This window comes from Pseudodesulfovibrio sp. S3 (assembly GCF_004025585.1).
GTDB lineage: Bacteria > Desulfobacterota > Desulfovibrionia > Desulfovibrionales > Desulfovibrionaceae > Pseudodesulfovibrio.
In genome coordinates this window covers 379,357-401,961 of record NZ_QTZO01000001.1, presented here as the reverse complement: position 1 = coordinate 401,961, position 22,605 = coordinate 379,357, and the positions used below count along the sequence as shown (strand labels likewise).

The window sequence follows — 22,605 nt, the reverse complement described above, 5'->3', positions numbered from 1 at the left end:
TGTTAAGCACGCCGCCAGCGTTCAATCTGAGCCAGGATCAAACTCTCCAGTTGATAAACTTGGAGAATGTTGATCACTGCAATCTAGAACTCGTATTAAACGGGCTGTGATTATCGTGATCTTTTTTTGCTCAACTCGCTATTTAATTGTCAAAGACCAGTTCGTCTTTTTCTCAAAGAACGTCCCGCGCTTTGCGGGAAATTACAATCTAGATTTTTCTAGATCGACCGTCAACCACTTTTTGAACTTTTCGTAAAGTTTCTTCGAGCAGCCAACCATTCAGTTTGTTTGAGAAAGAACAAGCCGCCGGGTCATCCTGTCGGGCTTTCCCGTGCGGCGAAAGAGGTTCTAGGTGAAACGCACTCCGGGGTCAAGCGGTTTTTTAATTTTTTTTTCAATCTTTCAACAGAAAATTGTCAATACACTGAAAACAAACACTATATTATCAAGGCGTGACAACACATTTATTCCTGGCCCTTCGCTCCCCCCTCATTGCCAGGCCAAAAACCGCAGGGAATAGCGTGCAACTTCGCAAAAAACAGCAATATCAACACCCATGATATTACACTTAGTATGTGCAAGAAAGTCTAATAAGGCGACCTTATCCGGTGACGGCAGCCCTCCTCTGCCTATGGTGTTCGTTCTTTTCAAATGTACAATCTAATACATAACTATTTAAAAGAGCCGGTAACGAAGCACAAGCTGGCCACGAAAAAAGGCAGAATAGGTCAAGCAGACCAATTCATTCTCCTTTAGCCTGTTCCCATCGTATTTGGAGGAAGAATGAAAGATACCACGAAGAACACATACCGCGAAAGGATGCTCACTGTTCTTTTACACATCCAGTCCAACCTGGACAACGAGCTGTCCCTTGATTCCCTCGCTGCGCTAACCCACTTCTCGCCCATTCATTTCCACCGCATATTCAAGGGCATGATGGGCGAGACAGTTATAGAGCACATCCGCAGAATCCGCCTGGAGCGAGCCGCCTTGCAATTGGTTTGCAACCAAAGCAGTGTTACCAATGCGGCCTTTGATGCCGGATATGAAACCGTAGAAGCCTTCAGCCGGGTGTTCAAAAAGATGTTTGGATGCCCTCCTTCCAAATACAGGGAAACACGCTGGGCAGTCATGCTTGAACAGCTCCCCGGCACGATCCATTACCTGCCCGAAAACGCGCGCATCGGGTTAAACATCTTACCAACAGGAGAAAGAGAAATGGATGTACGCATTGAAGAGGTAGCTCCGGAGAAGGTTGCTTTCGTGCGCCATACAGGACCCTACGAGAAATGCGAAACGGCCTGGGACACTCTGTGTTCCTGGGCCTTCCCCAAGGGACTATGCAACATGCAAACGAAATTCATCGGTGTCTGCTATGACGACCCGCAAGTAACCCCGCCAGATAAGGTCCGATACGATGCCTGCATACCGGTGCCGGATCAAGTCAGCGGGGAAGGTCCGGTAGGCGTGCAGACGCTGGAGGGCGGACACTACGCAATCGTCACCCATAAAGGACCGTATTCAAAGCTGGAAAAGACCTACGCCCAGTTAATGGGACAATGGCTCCCCCAAAACAGCTATGAGCTACGGGATACGACTCCAGGGTTTGAGGTCTATCTCAACGATCCCCAAACGACCCCGCCTGAAGAATTATTAACCGACATTTTCATCCCTCTGAAATAAGAAAAGGCCTGGCGATTACTCGCCGGGCCTTCTTTTTGGCATGGATATGAAGACGTCCTAGAACTCAAGGCTCTTAGGCGTCCTCGGAAAGGGTATGACATCGCGAATATTGGACACACCCGTCACCAGCATGAGCATGCGCTCGAACCCCATGCCGAATCCGGCGTGAGGGGCCGTGCCGTAACGGCGCGAATCAAGGTACCACCAGTACTCTTCCTTATCGAGTCCCATTTCGTCCATACGGGCTGTGAGCACGTCCATGCGCTCCTCACGCTGGCTGCCGCCGATGATCTCGCCGATGCGCGGCACCAGACAGTCCATGGCGGCCACGGTCTTGTTGTCGTCGTTCATGCGCATGTAAAACGGCTTGATGGTCTTGGGGTAGTCATAGACATAGACCGGCTTCTTGAACTTTTCCTCGCACAGATAACGCTCGTGCTCGGTCTGGAGGTCAATGCCCCACTCCACAGGATACTCGAACTGTTTCTTGGTCTTCTTGAGGATGTCGACAGCCTCGGTGTACGGCAGCCGCACGAAAGGCTCCTTGAGAATGGTTTCCAAGGTTCCCATGAGGGATTTGTCCACCCACTGGGCAAACAGCTCCACGTCGTCGGCGCAATTGTCGAGCATGTGCGTAATCAGATACTTGATCATTTCCTCACCCAGATCCATGTCATCGCTCAAGTCGGCAAAGGCGATTTCCGGCTCGATCATCCAGAACTCGGCCACATGGCGCGGGGTATTGGAGTTCTCGGCCCGAAAGGTGGGACCAAAGGTATAGCAGTCGCCCAGGGAGAGCGCGAACATTTCCACGGAAAGCTGACCCGACACGGTCAGGCTGGACGGCTTGCCGAAGAAATCGTTTTCTGCTGGCTCTTTGCTGCCCGCCTCCAGGGAGGTCACACGGAACATCTCGCCCGCGCCCTCGCAATCGGAACCGGTGATGATCGGCGTATGGATGTAGAAGAAATCCTTGTCCGCAAAGAACTTGTGCACTGCCTGAGCCAACTTCGAACGCATGCGAAACATGGCGCCAAACTTGTTGGTCCTGGGCCGCAGATGGGCGATTGAGCGGAGAAATTCGTCGGAATGGCGCTTCTTCTGGAGCGGGAAAGTCTCCTGATCGGCCTCACCAATGACCTCCAGGGTCTTGCCCCGTACCTCCCACTTCTGGCCTTTGCCGGGAGACTCGACCAGTTCGCCCGTTATGGCCACGGACGCACCGGTCCCCACCCGCGTCAAGGACTCCTCAATCTCGGGCGTGTGATCGACCACGACCTGGATGGTGGCCAGGCAGGAGCCGTCATTGAGGGTCAAGAAAGAGAACCCCTTGCTGTCGCGCTTGGAACGCACCCACCCCTTGATGCAGATGTCATCCATGGAAATCGTAGCGTTCAACGCATCCTTTATCTTGGTTCGTTTCATATTTTCATCCTTTTGGTGAATTTTTATCTCGCTCTTAGCCGCTTGACTGAGTAATGGCAACATGAAGGTAGCCATATCGTCTATTGCCACCAGTAGTCAGGTAGGCTATTAACTACGCCCGAACAACAACGATATCAATGTAAGAGGCCCTGGATGGGATTTTTTAGCAAATTGAAAAAAGCCTGGGCAAGCCCCGAAGACGCAGCGCAACAGGCTCTTGAAGAATACAGGAAAGAACAGGGATTGGAGGCCGAAAAGCCCAACATCCCCAAACCGACTCCGGCCGCACAGACTGTTGCGCCTCCCCTCGTAAACGAGGCCGCGCCAACACCCACCGAAGAGTGGCAGGCAGGCCTGACCCTGTCCCTGCGTCAGGCCGAGCCCAAACTCTCCCACTGGCTGAACATCATAGTTGAAGGACTGGACGAGAAAGGCCCGGCCCTATGGGACCGGCTCGCCTTCCTGTTCAAGGCTCTGGGAGCGCCGGAAGACGAAGCCCAGGATTTCATCAGAAAGTTCAAGGCCTGGTTGGACGACATGGGCTACGTGGCCGTGGCCGAATTCAAGTCCGAATTGCAATATCGTCTGGCTCTGGCTCTTGAACTCGAGGATGAGGAGGATGAACGCGATCGGTTGTTCCTCAAACTCTCCGAAGGCATTTCCAAGACTCGCGAGCAGATCACCAAGCGCATCGACAGCCTGCTCTCCTCCCATTCTTCCCTGAACGACGACTTCTGGGATGAATTCGAGGAAATCCTGATCATGGCCGACGTGGGCATGGAGGCCGCAGGCCAACTCATGGACAACCTCAAGGCGCGGGCGCGCAAGGCCGGGACCGACAACCCGGACGATTTCAAGGATATCCTGCGCGAAGAACTGGAAGAAATTTTCAAGGTGCCGCCACGAATCGAGGCCGTGAACCCGCCTGAAGTACTGATGATGGTCGGCGTCAACGGGGTTGGCAAGACCACGACCATCGCCAAACTGGCATACCGCGCCCAGTTGCAGGGCCGCAAGGTACTCATCGCCGCAGGCGACACTTTCCGCGCAGCCGCCATTGAGCAGCTCGAAGTCTGGGCCAACCGCATCGGCGCGGGCTTCTTTGCCAAAGCCGAGGGCTCCGACCCGGCTGCCGTGGCCTATGAAGCCATGGACAAGGCGATCAGCGAGGGGTACGACCTGCTCCTGCTCGACACGGCCGGACGGCTGCACACCAAGACCAACCTCATGGACGAGTTGACGAAGATTCAACGCGTAGTGGGTAAAAAACACGCAGGTGCGCCCCACCGCAACGTCCTGGTCATTGACGCAACCACCGGCCAGAACGCGCTGAGCCAAACCAAACTTTTTCACCAGGCAGTGGGCGTGGACGAAATCATCCTGACAAAACTCGACGGCACGGCCAAAGGTGGCGTTGTGGTCGCCGTAACATTACAAAACAAACTCCCGATCACCTTTGTGGGGCTCGGCGAGAAGATGGAAGACCTTCGCCCGTTTGACGGCAAGGACTTTGCCAAGGCTTTGCTTACATAAACCTCAATTAACAACGGTGACTATCGTGTCCGAAGAATTCAAAGATCGTAATGGCGTGGAAGAAGGCGAAGCGTCCTTCGCCGAACTGTTCGAACAGTACAGCGAAGGCGGCGGGGATGACCTGAGCATCGGCGACAAGGTGTCCGGCACCGTCATCCAGGTGGGCGAGACTTCGGTCTTTGTGGACACCGGAACCAAGCTTGACGGCGTGGTGGAAAAAGCTGAACTGCTGGACGAGGACGGCAACTGCACCGTTGCCGACGGCGACACGGTTGAGTTATACGTGGTCGGCAAGGATTCGGGCGGCATCAAGCTGTCCCGCGCCATCTCCGGCATCGGCGGCCTGGCCATGCTCGAAGAAGCTCAAGCCGGCGGCTTGCCCGTGGAGGGCAAAGTGGAATCCACCTGCAAAGGCGGATTCAACGTCACCCTTCTGCAACGACGTGCATTTTGCCCCGTAAGCCAGATCGACGCCCGCTTTGTGGAAACCCCCGAGGAATACGTGGGCAAAACCTTTGAATTCCTCGTCACCAAGCTGGAACAGCATGGTCGCAATATCGTGGTCTCCCGCCGCTCCCTTATCGAACGCGATGCCGCCGAATCAGCAGAAACCTTTATCTCCGAGACCAAAGTGGGCGACGAAGTGGAAGGCACCATAACCCGGCTGGCCGGTTTCGGCGCCTTTGTTGAAATCCTGCCCGGACTGGAAGGATTGGTCCATATCTCCCAGATTTCCTATGGTCGCATCGGGCATCCCGAGGAAGCGGTCACTGTAGGACAAAAGGTCAAAGCCAAGATCGTCCGCATGGAGAATGACGACAAGGGCCGTCTGAAGATATCCCTGTCCATGAAGGAATTGGCTCAGGATCCGTGGGACACCCTCTCCTCCACTTTCGCCGAAGGCGATATGGTCACCGGCAAGGTCGTCCGTCTGGCCGACTTCGGTGCATTCGTCGAAATTGCACCCGGCATCGACGGCCTGGTCCACGTATCCGAAATGAGCTACACAAAGCGCGTAAACAAACCTGCGGACTTCGTCTCTGAAGGTGACCAGGTCACGGTCAAGATCAAATCCATCGACCCGGATCAGCGGCGCATCGGCCTGTCCATGAAGGACGCCGAAGGCGACCCCTGGGGCGACGTGGCAGAGCGCTATCAGGCAGGCCAGAAAGTCCAAGGCACCGTGGAGAAGCTGGAACAGTTCGGCATTTTCATCCAGCTTGAACCGGGCATTACCGGCCTGCTGCCCAAGTCCGTCATTGCCCGCTCTGAAAAGCCTGCCACCTATGAAAAACTGCATGCCGGAGACACCGTGGAAGTGGTCATCGGCCAGGTCAAAACGGCTGAACGCAGGATATCCCTGACCACTGGTGACGTACAGGACGACGGTGACTGGAAGGAGTTCGCTCCCAAGAAACAACAGTCCTCGGGAAATTCCGGAAACATGGGCCTGCTCGGCACCAAACTCCAGGCAGCCTTCGACAAAAAAAAATAGGTACCCTACACGAGTGATAAAGCCCGGTTCCGAAAGGCAACCGGGCTTTTTTCTTATATTCCCTTTTTTATAAATCCGGGCTATGGATTTGGCAATTCAAAGCTCACTCAACTATGAACCGCACAATTCTCTATATACTATTGCTTCTTTTGGCAGTGCCAGCACATGCTGAAGTCATCAAAGTAGCCACCTCCGCTTATTGCCCATTGGCATGTTCCCCGGAGGAATACCCTCACGACGGCATCATGCATGAAGTCCTTCGCAAAGCCTTTGCCGGTACCGAATACACACTGGACTTCACTTACATGCCCTACGGCAGGGCCATCCAGGAGACACTGGACGGCCTCCATGACGTTGTGACCTATGCCGGAACGCCGAATACGCCAGATTTCGTGTTCGTGCGCAATCTGGATATGATCAACGTGGTTCAATTCGCAACCCTTGCAGGAGCCAAATGGAGTTATACAGGCCATGAATCCTTAGAAGACATTCGCTTCTCCACACCTGCCGGATTCAGGACAGGCGACCCCTTCATCGACAATCTCATTACTGGACATGAGCAGAACCCGCCACGAATCAAGACGACATCATCCCCCAGCCCGTCAGAAGCGCAGAGAATCAATCTCCAATGCCTTCTGGAAGGACGTATTGATGCCATGCTAGTAGGTTCCCTTGCATTCAGGCACATTACCCGAAAGACAACTCTGGAGAACAAGCTTCGCCTCGACCAGACCCCGGTGGCGATGTTCTACAACAGAATAGCCTTTTCGCCGAAACACCCAAATGCCGATATCCTGCGAGACATCGTTGAGAACAGAATCAGGGAAATGCGTATATCAGGAGAATTGGGAACCATACTCGACCATTACGGGGTTAAACCTTGACCCCCTGCCTCAGAAAAGCGGCGTAGACTCGGCCCAGAAACCGGGCAATTCAATACGCTGATGATGCAACATCAGCCCCTTTGAGGATTCGCCCTCGCCGTAGAGAGGATCACCGACAATGGAATGGCCTATGGACGCAAGATGCGCCCGTATCTGGTGACGAGCTCCCTTCATGATCAGGCAGCGGACCAGCGAGGTGTTCGCTGTGTTGTCATGGGACAACGCCGTGACATCCGTCCAGCGGCGTATGTCAGAATCTCGAGTCGCCAACACCCTGGTCTTCTTCCGGTCGTCGGAATCCAGCTTGCTCCGAATGGAGACGATGCCGTCCAGTCGTCCATGGACCCGGGCCAGATAAAATTTCTTGATCGCCCCGTCCTCTTCCCGAAGCAGGTAGGCCTCACGGGCCTCAGGGGTAAGGGCCACTAGCAGAAGGCCAGATGTGAGATAATCCAGCCGATTCAACAACACCGGAGAATTTTTTGGAAAAAGCACCGACAAAACGCCTTCGACGCTTGGCTCTTCCTTGCCCGCAATGGCCGCTGAATGTATGTTGCCGGGCTTATTTATGGCCGCAAATCCCGCTTCCTGCTTGACGACCTTCAGTCCCAGTTCTCTCGGTTGCATCCCCTCTCTCCCCTGCAAAATCTCCACATGTTGTCCGGTGCGGACCTTATACCCCGGCCTTTGCACCTTCCCCTCCACCAAAACTCGACCTTCAGTACACAACCGGCGCCTGAGCCGCAAACCGGCACCGGGCAGGACCATTTCCAGGACCTTGTCCAGCCGCCAGCCGTCCGCTTCCGCACAGACATCGAATGCATCGTCCCACGTCATGCGAGGGACCTTACTCATATCCCCAGGCTGCCGCAAGAGTTTCCACTTCCGTTGACGGGGCATTCAAATCGTCCTAAAACGAGTTTCCAATTCAATATACTACATTCAAAAGGACACGAAATGACCGCTGAAGTACTGTGGATATCGGCCAAAGAAATTAATCAACTCGGCATCTCCATGGTTGAAATAATGGACGCGGTTGAAACGGGATTTGCAACGTTAGGCCGGGGGGAAGGCGAAATGCCTGCCAAGATCGGCATCCACCCCCGCGAAGACTGTTTCATCCACGCCATGCCATGCTACCTCGGCGGCGACATCGACCGAGCCGGTGTCAAATGTGTCTCGGGCTACCCGCCCAACCCGGCCAAAGGGCACCCCTACATCACCGGTATCATGGTCCTGAACGATGCCGCCACAGGTCTGCCTCTGGCGGTCATGGACGCGGGATGGGTCACTGCCTGGCGCACAGGGGCGGCCTCCGGCGTCTACGCCCGCCACTTCGGCAATCCCGAAACCACGACCGTGACCATCGTCGGAACCGGCGTTCAGGGCCGCGTCAATCTCCTGGCCATGAAAGAAGTCTTTCCCAAACTCAAACAGGTCCGCTGCTTCGACCTCTTCGGAGCTGCTGTGGAGCGGTTCATCACTGACATGCAGCCTCAATTACCCAATGCCGAATTCATTACCTGTACCGACATGAAAGACGCCGTGACAGACACGGACGTGCTCATCACCTGCACGCCCATCGTGGAATCACCGAATCGGGCCATCCCCTTTTCCTGGATCAAGGACGACTGCCTGGTCATTGCCGTGGACTACGATTCCGCCATCAAGGAAGATGTCTTTCGAGGCGCGAACTTCACCTGCGACAACCGCAACCAGTACGTCTGGACCCAGGAACATGGAACCTACTTCCAAAACGGCTACCCCCTAGCGGCGGACATTGATGCCGACATGTGCGAGGTCTGCGCCGGGCTGAAGCCGGGCATACGTGAAGGCCGTCGCGGAGCCGTACTCATGGGCATCGCCTCCCATGACATCATGACCGCTTCCCTTATCTTCGACCGCGCCGTCAAAGCCGATCTGGGCACCAAGGTAGAACTGTAAACATGACCGGATTCTTCTATGTCCTGGCCGCCGCCTTCATGTGGGGCCTCATCGGCGTTTTCACCAAATACATCCTGGCCGAAGGAATCGGAGCGTTGGAAATAGCTTTCTGGCGGGCCATTTTTGCCTGGGTATTTTTTCTGGTCCATGCGATCATGGCCAAACAGGTCAGGGCACACCGATCCGACCTGCCCGCCCTGCTGGGCTTCGGCGTCATCTGCGTGACCCTGTTCTACGGTGCCTATCAGGTCGCCATCCGTGACGTGGGCGTGGCCATGGCTGCCGTACTCCTTTACACCGCCCCGGCCTGGGTGGCCTTCCTGTCCTGGCTGGTGCTCAAAGAAAAGATGACCACCGTCAAGACAACCTGCGTGGCCATGACCATTCTGGGCGTAGCCTGCATCAGCCTGGGCCCCAAACTCATGAGCGGCAGCACCATCAACCTCAACCTGTTCGGCCTGGCAGCGGGGTTGCTCTCCGGTTTCACATACGCCCTCTACTACATCTTCGGAAAGGCGTTCCTGTTTCGCTATCCCACGCCGACCATTTTCGTCTACGCCTTGCCCTTCGGCGCACTCCTGCTCCTGCCCTTCATAGATTTCACGCACAAATCCCCGCAGGCCTGGATGCTCCTGGCCGTCATGGCCCTGGTCACCTCCTACGGAGCTTTTTCGGTCTACTACGCAGGTCTCAAACGGATGGAGGCCACCCGTGCGTCGGTCATCGCCACCTTTGAACCGCTGGTGGCGTCCGTGTCGGCCTACTTCCTGTTCGGAGAGAAGTTCACCCTGCTCGGCTATGTGGGGTCCTCCCTGATCATAGCCGCCGTGCTTATGGTCATATTGTTCAGATCCGGCGCCAAGACCGTTAGTGCCGAAGAGGTATAGACATGTCCGAACTCAAACAGGTCAAGGCTTCCGCCGGGTCCGGAAAAACATACCAGCTCACCCGCCGTTTCCTGACGCTGTTGGACGCATCCGGCGACACCACCCGCCCCTTCGTGTGCACCAAGGCTCCCGGCAAAGGCTTTTCCTGGCCCGAGATCATGGCCGTGACCTTCACCAACAAGGCCGCCGCCGAGATGAAGGAACGCGTGGTCGACGGACTGAAGGCGAGCGCCCTTTCCCTTGACGACAACCCCGCCTGCTCCCCGGAAACGGCCAGACAGACCCTGAGCGCCATACTGCGCCGCTATCACCGCCTGAACGTCCGCACCATCGACTCCCTGCTGGTCCTGCTGCTCAGGCTCTTTGCCCTGGAGTTCGGCATCCGGCCCGATTTCGAAATCGTGTTCGACGAAAGGGAGCTGTTCAACGCCATCTTCGACCACTACATGGGCATCTGCGAAACAGAAGAAACGGAACATGCCCTGCTGTCCAATGCCCTGACCACCCTGATCATCGACGAGGGCCGTGCCGGTTTCTGGGTTCAGAACACCATCCGCGACCGACTCCGGGAACTGACCAATTGCCTGGATTCCCACAAGACCTCCATCCTGATCGACCAGGACGCCATCAAGGATCTGCTCGCCCTTGAATACGCGGCCCTGGTGAAGGCCGTTGACCGCATGCAAAGCTATCTTGCGGAAACCGGCCTGCCTGTCCACGCCAATTTCCCGAAACTCCTGGCCAAATACGATGGACTCGGACTGTTCGACACCCCGGAATCCAAGTCGGCCTACCTGTACAAGGAGTCCCTCTACGAGTTTGTGAACAAAGCGGGAAAGTCCATGGTGGACGACCGCGCCGAAGCGATCTACGCAAGCTTCAAGGAGACCTGCCTGGGCTACGCCAACGCCCACGCCATCCTTGCCGGAGCCTATTTCCTGGCTCCGGCCATAGGGATCGCCCTGCGCCTGATGAACGGGCTGAACGTACTGCAACGCCAGCGCGGCATGGTTCTCAACTCAAGCGTTGCCAGGCACGTCATCGACCTGCTCTCCGAAGACGGGTCCGTGTCGGAAGCCTACTGCCGACTCGGCTGCCGTTTGCACCACCTCCTGGTGGACGAATTTCAGGACACGAACCGGGATCAATGGCAGGCCATTACCCCCCTGGCCGCAGAATGCCTGGCCAAGGGCGGCAGTCTTTTCTTCGTGGGTGACGTCAAACAGGCCATCTACGGCTGGCGCGGCGGAGACTCCGCCCTGTTCGACGAGGTCATGGTCCAGCCGGACATAGCCGGGCTGGCCGAAAAAGCCGAGGCCGACACCCTGCCGGACAACTGGCGCAGCTTCCGCAACGTGGTGGAATTCAACAATGGCTTTTTCAGCAATCTCGAAGACCCTGACATGGTCGCCGATCTGGCGGACAAGCTCTTTTCCGGCGCTCCAAACGATTTCAAAGGAGATTTCACAGGTCAGGTAAACCGCAGCTTCTTCAAATGCGCCCAGTCCCTGCCTGCCAAAAGCATGGAGACCGGAGGCTACGTCCGCATGGAGCGACTCCCGGCGGATGGCGATACCGAAGAATCGACCCTGGAACGGCTGGACGCACTCATGGACGACCTGACCGCCCGGCGCAGTTACCGGGACATCGGCATCCTGGTCCGCTCCCACAAGCATGCCTCTCTGGTCTGCGACCTGCTGGTGCAAAAGAACATCCCGGTGATCACGGAAAACTCGCTGCAACTGGACCGGCATCCCGTGGTGCGCCAACTGGCCGGACTGCTCGGGTTCCTGGATTTTCCCCGGAACGACACCGCCTTCCTGACCTTCATCGGCGGAGCCGAACTCTTCCTTGCGGAATCGGGATTGGCCGAAGCGGACCTGTTGGACTGGCTGGTCACCCCTAGGAAAAAACCGCTCGGCGTCCATTTCCGGGAGGAGTATCCGAAATTGTGGCAGCGATTCATCGAGCCGTTCTTCAATCAATCCGGCCTGATGACCCCGTACGACCTGACCATGGAAGCCATCCGCGTCTTCCGTGTGCTGGAGCGACACCCCGAAGCGGAACTCTACGTGCGCCGCTTCCTCGAAGTGGTCCACCTGGCCGAAGAAAACGGATACGGCTCTCTCTCTGCCTTCCTCGACTTCTGGGAAGAAAAATCCGACCAGGAAAAGGTTCCCCTGCCCGAAAACATCGATGCCGTGCGCATCATGACCATCCACAAGGCCAAGGGGTTGGAGTTCCCGGTGACCATCGTCCCCTTCCACAACTGGGACGCGAAAAAGGACAGAAATTTCATTGTGCAGGAATTCAAGGGCCACGAGATGCTGGTCCCCATGAAAAAAGAACTGGGCCAGCCCTATTTCGAGAGCCTGGGACGCACCGTGCAGGAACAGCTCAACCTTCTCTACGTGGCCTGGACCAGGGCGCGCGAAGAACTCTACGGGTTCTTTACGGAAAAACCGGTCAACTCCCCGGCGCTGGCCGTCATGGACCTGCTCCTGGACCTGGACGACCACGGGATATTCGAGCAGGGACTGACCCCGGTGGAAACCTGTCCGTCCAGCCGTGCGTCCGTACCGCAGCCGCAACAACTGCCTGACAATGACACGAGCGTCGACCTCATGGCATGGCTGCCCAGACTGCGGGTCTACCGCCACAATCTGGATGATTATTTCTTCAATGAACGCATGCGCGGCGAGGTGGCGCACCGGGTCATGGAGCATCTCCGCGTGACCGACGACGATTCCGCCGACGCCCTCCGGGCAGTACGCCTCGCCTGCGAGGACTTCCCGGAGCTGGGCGCACTGGCCGAAGACGAACGAAAGACGCTGGCCAGCGACCTGCACGCCATGGCCTTATGGGCCCTTGGCGAAGACCGTCTGCGCTCCTGGCTCGCCCGTGGCGTGCGCGAACCGGAACTCATGGACGACAAAGGACAATTCAAGCGGCTGGACCTGCTCTATACGGACGAGGCAACCGTGATCGTGGACTTCAAAACCGGGCAGCCCACCCCAAAAAATGATGCGCAGGTACGGAAATACATGACGATACTCGATGCCATGCCGGGTTACGGTTCACCCTCCGGCTTTCTGGTGTATCTTGACCTCCGGGAAATTCGTGCAGTCGGGAGGGAGGCGTAAATGCGAACCATTCCCCTGATACCGTGGCAGATCGATTTCATGCCTGCCCTGACCGACATGGTGGTCGAGTTCGACAACCTTGCCGACCTGATCGTCCTCTTCCCGCACAACCGCCCGCGCCGCCATCTCAAGGGGATGCTCGCGGGCCACCACGACATGAACCGCCCCGCGTTCATGCCGCACATGACCTCCATTGCGGACTTCATGACAAACCTGCACCGGCAATTGGCCCCGCAGCCGCCGGTCAAAGCCAACCAGCTCGATCTGGTCGAGTTGCTCCATCAGGTTGTCCGCGACCTTGGCGAACGGCAGGGAAGCATCCTTGCCCGATTGCCCGAACTTGATCGTGAAGCCTTTCTTCCCTGGGGCATGTTGTTGGCCCGACTCATGGACGATCTCCTGCGCCAGGCCATTGATCCGCAGGATCTCAAGTACATGGAAGGCGAGGTCTCGTCCTTTGCCGCCGGTCTGCTCGAACAGTTGCACGACATCCACGAGGCGTATCTCTCCAGGCTTGAAGCCAAGGGATGGACCACCCCGGGCCTGAGCGCCCGATTCATCCTGAACAACATGAACTCGGTGACCGAGGCCTTGCGCGGAAAAACCATCTTTGCAGCCGGGTTCTACGCATTGAGCGGCACCGAAGACAACCTGTTCAAATCCCTCTGGGAACAGGGCATACTGCTCCCGATCCTGCACTCCGACCCAGCCCTGGCAACCGGCGGACAACCGCACTGGGCCGCAGCCGAGCATGTGGCCTGGCTCCGGCGATGGCATGTCGGAGCCGAAATCCCACCCGATGCGGAAACCGCTCCCGGAACACCGCAAATCCGGTTCTGCGAGGGGTACGACCGCCACTCGCAACTGGCCGGGCTGGCCAAAGACATGCAAAAATGCGCCACTCTCGATGCTACCGCAGTGGTCCTGCCCGACGAAGGAGCGCTCCTGCCCGTACTGCACATGCTGCCGGACGTGGACCCGGACCTTGAGCCGAACATTTCCATGGGATACCCGCTGGAGCGGACCTCCCTGGCCCGCCTCATCGAGACCCTGCTCACCCTGCAGGAGAATCGCAGCAAGGATGGGCGGTATTACTGGAAAGACTTTATCGCACTGATCCGGCACCCCTACCTGCGACTGCTCGGATCGGAAAACCGACCCCTCAGACCCATTTTCCATCTCTGGGAAGCGAACATCCGCAATGGGGACAAATTCGTGGATCCCCTGGCCTGGGAACCGCCATGGGAAGAGGATGCCCTGGAGAACGTGGACCAGGCCGAAGCCGCCCCCCTGCTCCGGGATATCCTGCACTGCTGCCTGACGACTTTCGAATCCGCCCGCAGCCTGGCCGAACTCGGCAACGCTCTGGCAGGCGTGGTCACCCTGCTGCACACCAGGGGCGAAAGGCTCTGGCATACCTATCTTATCGACGCCGAGTGCCTGTTCCGGCTGACCAACTCCGTCATCCCGCAACTCAAGAGCGCGGAAATGAGCCATGAACCGTTCAGCCGGTCAACGCTCCATTCCTTCCTGCGCAGGATGCTCTCCCTGGAACGCGTCTCCTTCGAGCCCGACCCCTTGTCCGGGCTGCAGGTGCTCGGTGTGCTGGAAACCCGCCTGCTGCACTTCAACAGACTCTTCATCCTCGATGCCGTGGAGGAACGCCTGCCCGGCACCAACCCGTATGACCCGCTCCTGCCCGACCCCCTGCGCAAACTGCTCGGCCTGCCGGATGCCCGCGAACGGGACAATGTCTCGGGCTACAACTTCTATCGCCTGCTCATGGGCGCCGAAGAGGCGGTCATATATTACCAAAACGGCGTCCAACCGGGCCTGCTCGACTCCAAGTCCGTGCGCAGCCGCTTCGTGGAACAGCTCCTGTGGGACCGGGAGCAGGAAGCGCAACGGCTCCTGACAACGGATGACGCCCTCATCCACGCCGTGACCTTCCCGGCCAGTTCGCTGCCGTCAGGCCCTTCGCCCATTTCCATGACCGATTCCATCCGCGAAGCCTTGATGGACAAACTGCGCGAAAAGGGCCTCTCTCCGTCCAGCCTTGACCGGTACATGAACTGCCCGAAACAGTTCTTCTATTCCTACCTCACCAATGTCCGCCCGGTTGCCACGGTGGACGAGGAAGGGGACAAGAGCGAGTTCGGCTCCCTCATCCACGAGGTCCTCAAGGACTTTCTCACGCCCTACATCGGCGTTGAGACCGAATTGTGCAAGCTTGACAGCGCGCCCCTGCTGGCAGCCTTCACCGAAAGATTCAGAACCAGCCCCCTTTACTCACGCCTGCCCCTGGACACCCGTATGGGACTCATGGAAGCCGGACGCTATCGACTGGGCCTGTTCCTGACGAACCAAAAGACAGCCACCCTGCTCGGATTGGAAAAAACACTGAAATCACAGATCGAAGCATATGGCGTGACCGTTCCCCTGAACGGACAGATCGACCGCATGGAACGACGCGGCGAAGGTGTTTTCATACTGGACTACAAGACCGGCAACGCCCAACTGCCCCGGAAGGATTTCTGGCAGGACATGGAACTGCAAGACAGAATGGCTTCATTTGACCGGGACGTGGTCGACCCCACCCTGTTGCCCGACCTGTGCCGCTCCGTTCGCAGTGTCCAGCTCCCGGCCTACGTCCATCTCTACAACGAAAGCGAACACACAGCACCGACAAACGCCGGACTGATCAAACTTGCAGACAACGGCAAGGAACAACTCCTCTTTAATCAGAAATGGACTGACGAGGAACTGGCCGAAGCAGTGGACGACCGGACGCCGCTGCTGATACAAACCCTGATCCGCCACATGGTGCTGGCCTCCCGCTTTGCACCGCAGCCCGGAGAGCGCTGCAAGTGGTGCGACTTCACCAACCCATGCGGGCAGACCCCGCCGAAAGACAGGAACAGGTAACCCATGCAATACAGCCAGGGCAGCATCGGCAGGATATTCACCCTGCGCCTTGAAGACGACGAGCGGGTGCCGGACTGCATCGAGCAATTCGCACGCGATCACGACATCAAAGCCGCCATGTGCACCATGATCGGCGGCATTGACCGGGGCAACATCGTGGCCGGGCCGAAAGACGGCGAGTCCCCAGTCATCGACCCCATTCTCCATGCCATAGGCGAGGCGCACGAAGTCCTGGCTATGGGCACCCTGTTTCCCGACGAATCCGGCGAACCGGTCCTACACATGCACGCCGCACTGGGTCGCGACGGTCAGACCCGCACCGGCTGCATCCGTCCCGGTCTGGACGTCTGGCTGGTGGGCGAAGTGATCATCATGGAAATTCTGCACACCGACATGTTGCGCAAGAAAGAAGCCAAGAGCGGCCTGGCCCTGCTCTGCAAGGGATAAACCGATGTTTGCAGCACACACCGTCATCTGCGGCGCAGGCATCCTCGGTCTGACCATCGCCCGCGAACTTATCAAGGCCGGATGCGGTGACATCATCATTTTCGACAAGGAATTAGCGCCAGGCAAGCACGCCTCGGGTCGGAACAGCGGTGTGCTCCATGCGGGCATATACTATGATCCCGGCACACTGAAGGCAAAGATGTGCCTGGAAGGAAACCTCCGCATGCAGGCTTACTGCGAAGCACACGGCCTGCCGCTCTTCAAGTCGGGCAAGGTTATCGTGGCCAGAACCGAAGACGAGTTGCCCACCCTTGACGAATTGGAACGGCGGGCAACGGCCAACGGCGCCACCGTGGAGATGATCGACGAAACCCAACTGGCTGAAATCGAACCCAATGCCCGGACAGTCCAACGCGCCCTTCACTCACCACTCACCAGTGTGGTCGATCCGAAAATGATCCTGACGGCCATGAGGGATGAGCTGGAAAGAAGCGGCAAAGTCCGGTTCTTCTTCGACACCCGATTCACGGGAGCCGGGACAAACATGGTCCACACCAGTCAAGGAGATATCGGCTACGACCTGTTCATCAACGCAGCCGGAGCTTACAGCGACAAGGTGGCCCAGTCTTTCGGCATTGCAAAGAACTACCGACTGCTTCCCTTCAAAGGCATTTACAAGGTATTGCGAAAACCCGCGGCGGACAAAATCAGAGGGTCCATCTACCCGGTTCCCAACATCAAGAATCCGTTTCTGGGAGTCCATTTCACCCGCAGCGTCCATGGTGACGTGTACGTCGGTCCCACGGCCATCCCCGCCTTCGGGCGGGAAAACTACGGAATTCTCAAGGGACTGGACTCGGAACTCTTGTCAATCCTATCCCGCGACCTATATATGTTTATGAAGAACGAAAAATTCAGGCAGGTCGCCTTGGAAGAACCTCGCAAATATTCTTCCAATTATTTTTTCAACGATGCGGCCAAACTGGTGAAACATATCACCCCACACGACGTACTCCCCTCATCCAAGGCGGGCATACGTCCCCAATTGGTGGATATCGAAACCAACGAGCTGGTCATGGATTTCGTGGTAAAACGACATAACAACAGCGTTCACATCCTCAACTCGATCTCCCCGGCATTTACAAGTTCCATGTATTTCGCCGAGTTAGTCGTCAAGGAATACACGACAACCCCTTGATGCCTGTTTCAAACAATCGTTTATCTTGACTTGACCTTCAATTCAGCGCAAGGGACATCTAGCATTAGTAATATACGAGGTATGAGAATGAAACTTCCGAGTCTCAATTTTGGTGATTTAAGCGCCAGACTGCCCATCATTCAGGGTGGAATGGGTGTGGGTATTTCCCTCTCCGGCCTGGCAAGTGCCGTTGCAAATGAAGGCGGCGTAGGCGTCATTGCCACATCCATGATCGGCATGCGAGACCCGCAGCGGGCCAAAGACCCCATCGGGGCCGACCGCCGGGGTTTGATCGACGAAATCCGCAAGGCGCGGGCCAAGATGACCGACGGACTGCTCGGTGTGAATATCATGTGCGCCCTGACCAACTACGGCGACATGGTCCGCACTTCCATCCGCGAAAAGGTGGATCTGATCATATCCGGTGCCGGTCTGCCCCTGGACCTGCCGGGCTATCTCCGCGAGATGTCCGGAGAGATGAAAGAGGAGCTGCGCACCAAACTCGTGCCGATAGTCTCCTCTGGCCGTGCGGCCTCCATCCTGTGCCGCAAGTGGGCAAATAAATTCGATTATCTTCCTGACGGTTTTGTGGTGGAAGGCCCCAAGGCTGGCGGTCATCTCGGTTTCAAGGCCGAGCAGATCGACGACCCCGACTACCAATTGGAAAAAATTCTGGCCGAAGTGGTCGAGGCCGTGACGCCTTTCCGCGAACAGCATAAAAAGAATATCCCGGTCATCGCTGCCGGTGGTGTCTACACCGGTGAAGATATCGCCCGTTTTCTCGAGATGGGCGCCTCTGGGGTGCAAATGGGCACCCGCTTCGTGGCCACCAAGGAATGCGATGCCGATGAGGCCTTCAAGCAGGCCTATGTCAACGCGCACAAAGAGGACGTGACCATCATCAAGAGTCCGGTAGGCATGCCCGGCCGGGCCTTGAAGAACGCCTTCCTTGACGCCGTGGCCTCGGGACTCAAAAAGCCCAAGAAGTGCATGCACAAGTGCCTGCATTCCTGCGCCGAGGAAAAGTCCCCCTACTGCATCGCCCAGGCCCTGGTTAACGCCTACAAAGGCAGACTCAAGCACGGCTTTGCCTTTGCCGGCGCCAACGCCTACCTCGTGGATAAGATCGTTACGGTCAAGGAACTGATGACATCACTCAGGGAAGACGCCGAACGCAAATTCCAAGAAGCCGAGAAGATTCTGCGCGGCTAGACATTATCCATCTGAAACACAAAAAGGCCTTCCATACGGAAGGCCTTTTCATTCATTGGTGCCTATTCGAAGCGACGAGCGGTGATGATGGAAACAGGGTCCACAGGGACATCGGCAAACCCCTGGTACGTCTTTGTCCTGGCCTTGCTGATCTTGACGGCCACGTCCATCCCGTCAACCACTTCCCCGAACACGCAGTAGCCGAAGTTTTCGTCTTCTTCCCCGGTATGATCCAGGTCCGCGTTATCCGCCACATTGATGTAGAACTGTGAAGCGGCACTGTGCGGTTCCGGCAGACGCCCCATGGCAACCGATCCGGTAACGTTCTTCAGTCCGTTGGCGGCCTCGTTCTCGATAGGTTCGTGGGTCTCCTTCTCCTGCATGGAAAAGGTCAGCCCGCCCGTCTGGATCATGAACCCCTTGATAACCCGGTGAAACAAGGTGCCGTCATAAAATTTCTCATCCACGTAGCGGAGAAAGTTCTCCACTGTTTTCGGTGCCTTGTCAGGGAAAAGTTCAATCAGAATTTCGCCTTCCGGGGTCTCCAGAAGAACCATGGGATTTTCCATTATCTACTCCGTATCATGTGTTGTTTTTATCAGAATCACCCACCCCGGCCAGCGGGTGGGCAGAGTCATATACCTGCATGATGCGCTGCATGTCCAGATGCGTATAGCGCTGTGTCGTGGTCAGGTTCTCGTGTCCCAAAAGCTCCTGCACGCTGCGCAGGTCTGCCCCCGCCTCAAGGAGATGGGTGGCGAAACTGTGCCGAAGCATATGCGGATGGACATCCTTGGGCAACCCGGCCAACTGGGCCAGCTTGGCCACGATGCGATTGGCCTGCCGCCGATTCAGCCGTTTGCCCGCCCGGACGCTGAGAAACAACGCCTGCTCGGAATAATCGTCCTTGAGAAATGCGTGGCGCTGCTCCATGTACCGCCGTATGCGCTGGATGGCCGCCCCTGAAAGAGGAACAATGCGCTCCTTGCTTCCCTTGCCCACAACACGAATCATGTCGGAATCCACATCGTTGAGATCAAGGCCGATGGCTTCACTAATGCGCAACCCGGAACCGTAGAGCACTTCCGCCAGGGCAATATCCCGCAACCCCTCGGGGTCCGGCTCCACGGCCGCCTCCATCAAGGACACGGCCTGATCCACGTTGAGCATCTGCGGATGCCGCTTTTCCTGCTTGGGGTTACGGATACCCGCCATGGGGTCTTTGGCAACCTGCTTGTGCCGCATGAGATATTTAAAATATGCCCGCAGACTGGAGAGCTTGCGGCCCATGGACGTCTTGGATATCTGCCGCCGATGCAGTTCGGCCAGGAACCCGCGCACATGGTCCCGGTTGACGCGGTTCGGTCTTTCCAGCGACTGCTTTCTGGATTTCAAGAAAACCTGGAACTGTTCAAGATCGGTCCCATACGATCGGACAGTGGCTTCGGAATACCCCTTTTCCACCGCAAGATACGCGAGAAATCCCCGAACGAAATCGCCCTGTTCGTTACGCCTTTCGTTGATCGATGACATAGCTGCTCTTGGGATCTTCCTTGGCTTTCTTCTTCAGCTCCATGGCAATGGAAGAAACCTCTCCATAATGCTGAATCTGTTTCCCGGTGTTGACCACCACGGCCAGGGAAATGGCCATGAGCGGAAAGACCTTGGTATTGCCCTCCCGGTCAATGGAGGTGATGTTGCCCCGCTTGCGATCATCCGGGTCATAAAAATGGGGCACGATGTCGTCAAAGGCCGCAATGATGCGCTTGCAGGCGTCTTCCACCTTGTCCGGCGGCAGGATGAACACGAAATCGTCGCCACCCACATGCCCCACGAAACTCTGCACCCCCTGGTAGCTGCGGATGGTGTTGACGATAAGCCGGGCGGACATCATCAGAATTTCATCTCCTCGGGAGAAGCCGTACTTGTCATTGTAGGACTTGAAATAATCAAGGTCGCAATAGGCCAGGGCAAAATCGTCGCCATTGTCGATGAGCTGCTGAATGCGCTGGATTATCGAGGTGTTGCCCGGCAGTTTGGACAGCGGATTGGCATCCAGGGCGCGCATGGCGCGGCACAGCGTCAGGTTGATGCGATCGCGCACCTCGGCCGGATTGAACGGCCGGACCAGAAAATCGTCAACTTCCACCTGGTTCCAGTTCCACGGCTCTTCCACGTCGATGGGGTCCACGCACATGACCACCGGCAGTTGGCGGTACACGTTTTCACTCTTGACCAGATTTGCGACCTCCTGGCCGGTGATATCCTTGAGACGATTGTCCACCACCAAAAGATCCGGCGGTTCATTGAACATGTGCTCGATGGCCTTGGCCCCTTGGGTAAAGACCGTGAATTCCATGACATCGGGAGACCATAATGTTTGCAACATCTCGGCAAGAAACTTGTCCGGCGAAAGCAAAAACCCCGTCTGCTTGCGCTGAAACAGGGATTCTTCAAGGGTTTTGTTCATATGAAACAACCTATCACCGGCCGGGGGTGCAGGTCAAAAGTTAGTGTGGAACCGCTAAAAAGTCAGATCGGAAACTTCGATAAGCTGGTCGGACATCTCATCCATGACCTTGTCGAGATCGCTCATCTTGAATTTGAGCTCGATGAGCGCCTCGGGACGGAGATAGGCTGTCTGGTCGTCACCGGAATTACCGAACTCGAGCAACCGGACCAGGAAATCACCGATGTGGACCACGCAGGACATGGGTTTGTAGAACTCGGCCAATTGCGGGGTATGATGGCGGCTCATGGCTTCGCGGATATTGGGCGGCAAACCCCAGTGCCGGGCGAGCCAGGCGTTGATGCGGTCGTGCCCGAAGCCCAGAACATCCTTCTCGGCTTGGAAATAGGTCATCTGCTTGACCTGGACCGTATCGAGAATGGAGGCGTGCAGTTCCGGGAGCTGGACCGCTGTGACGACCTTGCCCAGGTCATGGAGCAAACCGGCCACGGCATACTCTTCCGGGTCCTCGAACCCGGCCCGGCGGGCAATGATGTTGCATGCTGTGGCACACCCAAGACTGTGCTCCCACAGCCCCTTCATGGCCTGAACCATCATGTCGAAAACCGAAGTGGATATGATGATGCCCCGGACCACGTTGAACCCCAGAAGCACCAGCGCGTGTTGAATGGAGCTTATGCGACCGGGAAAACCGTAAATCGGCGAATTGACCATCTTGAGAACCTTGGCGGACAGCACCTGGTCCGTGGAAATGACCTTGGCAATGGCTTCACTGGAAGCATCCGGGTCCTCCACGAGCATGGTCAACTTTTCCAGGACGTGCGGGAGTGTCGGCAGGTCCTTGACCTGAAGGATTTCTCCCTTAACACTGGTTTTCAGATCTTCGTCCATTCCTATGCCCCGCTCCCGCCGTTTTCGACTTCCGCCTCGTCCTCGTTGGACTCGATGCTCTTCATGGCTTGCATCTTGGCCTCCTGGGCCGCAGCCTTGATCTGGAAATACTGCCCCATGCGATCTTTGACCCGCGTCATCCATTTGTCGTCGGCATGTTTTCGGAACAAATAGTCGAGTCGGTCCTTGCGTTCGCCCCACTTGGTACCGGAGCCAGCCCCCCCCATATCCACGGGATGCCCCTGCACGGTGATCCGATCGATTTTCATGGCCTCCAATCGGGAAATGAGGCTGTCCGTCAGCTCCATACCCTCGGCCATGATGGTCATGCCCCCCTCCTTGGTGACGGGCTTGGCCAGCTTCATGCCTGCAGCGGCGAGATTGATGGGTATTTTTTGCATGCGATAAAGCTTCTGTACGGTTTAAGGTTCAAAGGAAAAGTACACTTCGACCGGATTTCCCACAACC

Annotated in this window: 18 protein-coding genes; 11 read left to right on the top strand and 7 right to left on the bottom strand. The window is 56.8% G+C overall.

The annotated features are described in order from the left end of the window. The first annotated feature begins 783 nt into the window (after window positions 1-783). Window positions 784-1,683 carry an AraC family transcriptional regulator gene (locus tag DWB63_RS01970; RefSeq protein ID WP_128327115.1) on the top strand — a complete coding sequence of 300 codons (900 nt, stop codon included), beginning with the start codon at window positions 784-786 and terminating at the stop codon, window positions 1,681-1,683. 57 nt (window positions 1,684-1,740) lie between these two features. Here DWB63_RS01970 and asnS read toward each other — a convergent pair whose 3' ends face one another. Then, window positions 1,741-3,108 (bottom strand): asparagine--tRNA ligase, encoded by a 1,368-nt coding sequence (gene asnS, locus DWB63_RS01965; protein ID WP_128327114.1) that lies wholly within the window; start codon window positions 3,106-3,108, stop codon window positions 1,741-1,743. Between the two features lie 153 nt (window positions 3,109-3,261). On the opposite strand from asnS, the gene ftsY reads away from it, so the two are divergent. The 3 genes from ftsY (at window position 3,262) to DWB63_RS01950 (ending at window position 7,020) form a co-directional block, all read left to right on the top strand. Beyond that, window positions 3,262-4,641 (top strand): signal recognition particle-docking protein FtsY, encoded by a 1,380-nt coding sequence (gene ftsY, locus DWB63_RS01960; protein ID WP_128327113.1) that lies wholly within the window; start codon window positions 3,262-3,264, stop codon window positions 4,639-4,641. Window positions 4,642-4,666: 25 nt separating this feature from the next. After that, a complete protein-coding gene (locus tag DWB63_RS01955; RefSeq protein WP_128327112.1) occupies window positions 4,667-6,136 on the top strand; it encodes a 30S ribosomal protein S1 in 1,470 nt (489 codons plus the stop codon). Window positions 6,137-6,381: 245 nt separating this feature from the next. Continuing rightward, window positions 6,382-7,020 (top strand): hypothetical protein, encoded by a 639-nt coding sequence (locus DWB63_RS01950; RefSeq protein WP_128327111.1) that lies wholly within the window; start codon window positions 6,382-6,384, stop codon window positions 7,018-7,020. Window positions 7,021-7,029: 9 nt separating this feature from the next. Here DWB63_RS01950 and DWB63_RS01945 read toward each other — a convergent pair whose 3' ends face one another. Beyond that, window positions 7,030-7,875, bottom strand: a complete 846-nt coding sequence (locus tag DWB63_RS01945; RefSeq protein ID WP_241648538.1) for an RluA family pseudouridine synthase — start codon at window positions 7,873-7,875, stop codon at window positions 7,030-7,032. Between the two features lie 102 nt (window positions 7,876-7,977). Between DWB63_RS01945 and DWB63_RS01940 the strand changes: the two genes are divergently transcribed. The 7 genes from DWB63_RS01940 (at window position 7,978) to DWB63_RS01910 (ending at window position 18,776) form a co-directional block, all read left to right on the top strand. Continuing rightward, window positions 7,978-8,964 (top strand): ornithine cyclodeaminase family protein, encoded by a 987-nt coding sequence (locus tag DWB63_RS01940; protein WP_128327110.1) that lies wholly within the window; start codon window positions 7,978-7,980, stop codon window positions 8,962-8,964. 2 nt (window positions 8,965-8,966) lie between these two features. Further along, entirely contained in the window at window positions 8,967-9,851 is an 885-nt protein-coding gene (locus DWB63_RS01935; RefSeq protein ID WP_128327109.1) for an EamA family transporter, read from the top strand. 2 nt (window positions 9,852-9,853) lie between these two features. Next, a complete protein-coding gene (locus DWB63_RS01930; protein WP_128327108.1) occupies window positions 9,854-12,994 on the top strand; it encodes a UvrD-helicase domain-containing protein in 3,141 nt (1,046 codons plus the stop codon). Further along, on the top strand, window positions 12,995-15,919 hold the full coding sequence (locus DWB63_RS01925; RefSeq protein ID WP_128327107.1) for a PD-(D/E)XK nuclease family protein: 2,925 nt from the start codon (window positions 12,995-12,997) through the stop codon (window positions 15,917-15,919). It abuts the gene before it with no gap. 3 nt (window positions 15,920-15,922) lie between these two features. Beyond that, complete coding sequence (locus tag DWB63_RS01920; RefSeq protein WP_128327106.1) at window positions 15,923-16,366, top strand: PPC domain-containing DNA-binding protein; 444 nt, start codon at window positions 15,923-15,925, stop codon at window positions 16,364-16,366. A 4-nt stretch (window positions 16,367-16,370) separates the two neighbouring features. Continuing rightward, on the top strand, window positions 16,371-17,564 hold the full coding sequence (gene lhgO / locus DWB63_RS01915; RefSeq protein WP_128327105.1) for an L-2-hydroxyglutarate oxidase: 1,194 nt from the start codon (window positions 16,371-16,373) through the stop codon (window positions 17,562-17,564). Window positions 17,565-17,651: 87 nt separating this feature from the next. After that, entirely contained in the window at window positions 17,652-18,776 is a 1,125-nt protein-coding gene (locus tag DWB63_RS01910) for a nitronate monooxygenase family protein (RefSeq protein WP_128327104.1), read from the top strand. Window positions 18,777-18,838: 62 nt separating this feature from the next. On the opposite strand, the gene DWB63_RS01905 is transcribed toward DWB63_RS01910, so the two are convergent. The 5 genes from DWB63_RS01905 to DWB63_RS01885 are packed head-to-tail and all read right to left on the bottom strand — an operon-like array spanning window position 18,839 to window position 22,538. Beyond that, a complete protein-coding gene (locus DWB63_RS01905) occupies window positions 18,839-19,345 on the bottom strand; it encodes a peptidylprolyl isomerase (RefSeq protein ID WP_128327103.1) in 507 nt (168 codons plus the stop codon). 13 nt (window positions 19,346-19,358) lie between these two features. Beyond that, window positions 19,359-20,309, bottom strand: coding sequence for a tyrosine recombinase XerC (xerC, locus tag DWB63_RS01900; protein ID WP_128327102.1), 951 nt, complete (start codon window positions 20,307-20,309; stop codon window positions 19,359-19,361). Continuing rightward, entirely contained in the window at window positions 20,284-21,246 is a 963-nt protein-coding gene (locus DWB63_RS01895; RefSeq protein WP_128327101.1) for a diguanylate cyclase, read from the bottom strand. The genes xerC and DWB63_RS01895 overlap by 26 nt, the downstream gene beginning before the upstream one ends. A gap of 54 nt (window positions 21,247-21,300) precedes the next feature. Then, window positions 21,301-22,137: an HDOD domain-containing protein gene (locus DWB63_RS01890; protein WP_128327100.1), complete on the bottom strand. Its 837-nt coding sequence runs from the start codon at window positions 22,135-22,137 to the stop codon at window positions 21,301-21,303. 2 nt (window positions 22,138-22,139) lie between these two features. Continuing rightward, a complete protein-coding gene (locus DWB63_RS01885; RefSeq protein WP_128327099.1) occupies window positions 22,140-22,538 on the bottom strand; it encodes a hypothetical protein in 399 nt (132 codons plus the stop codon). Window positions 22,539-22,605: the final 67 nt, after the last annotated feature.